Genomic DNA, 639 nt, shown 5'->3' on the forward strand with positions numbered 1-639 from the left:
CGCGCCTCCTGCGTTGTGATGCGAGAGTCGCTCAGCGACTCCAGCGACTCAATCGCCGCTTGCTGCGCCGCCTCGTCAGAGGCTCTGAGTTGCTCGACCAATCGCGCTACTCGATTCTTGCGTGGGAACATGGCTTGTGCCTCCTCAAAAGATGCCTCGATTGTACCTATGGATTATACCTGTCTACCAGTGCCTGCAACCTTGACACGCTCGAGGGCACTCGCTCTGAAGTGCTTCGGCGCGCTTTATTTCAGGCTGCGTTTCGATTAGCCGCAGGGTAAAATTGGCATATGCAGTTCTACAGCGTCAAGGAACGGCGCATCGTGGAAGTGCCCCGCGAACAGGTGCGGGCACACCGATACGAGCGCATCACAAAGTCGGGCAAGCGGCAGGTGTGCTACGCGTTAAGAGCCGAGTTCAACGGGCAGCGGCTTACAAAGTTCGTCGACGAAGCAACCTATCTGGAGTATCTGTCTGACGACGAAGAGGAGCAACTCTGGGATGAGGCATTCGCACGCTCTCAAGACTTGCTTGCGCGCATGGCAGAGGAAGCGATAAGGGAATATCGCGCTGGGGAAACACAACCTCTCTTCAAGGATGACGAATGAAGTCCCGAACGACGCGGGGATTCAGGGAACT

Annotated in this window: 1 protein-coding gene; it reads left to right on the forward strand. The window is 56.5% G+C overall.

The genetic code is table 11. The features are described 5' to 3' along the window. Window positions 1-290 precede the first annotated feature (290 nt). A complete protein-coding gene (locus NW837_RS14785) occupies window positions 291-608 on the forward strand; it encodes a hypothetical protein (protein ID WP_414332335.1) in 318 nt (105 codons plus the stop codon). Window positions 609-639: the final 31 nt, after the last annotated feature.

Origin of the sequence: Synechococcus sp. R6-10, from assembly GCF_047461815.1 — a bacterium.
Classification (GTDB): Bacteria; Cyanobacteriota; Cyanobacteriia; order Thermostichales; family Thermostichaceae; genus Thermostichus.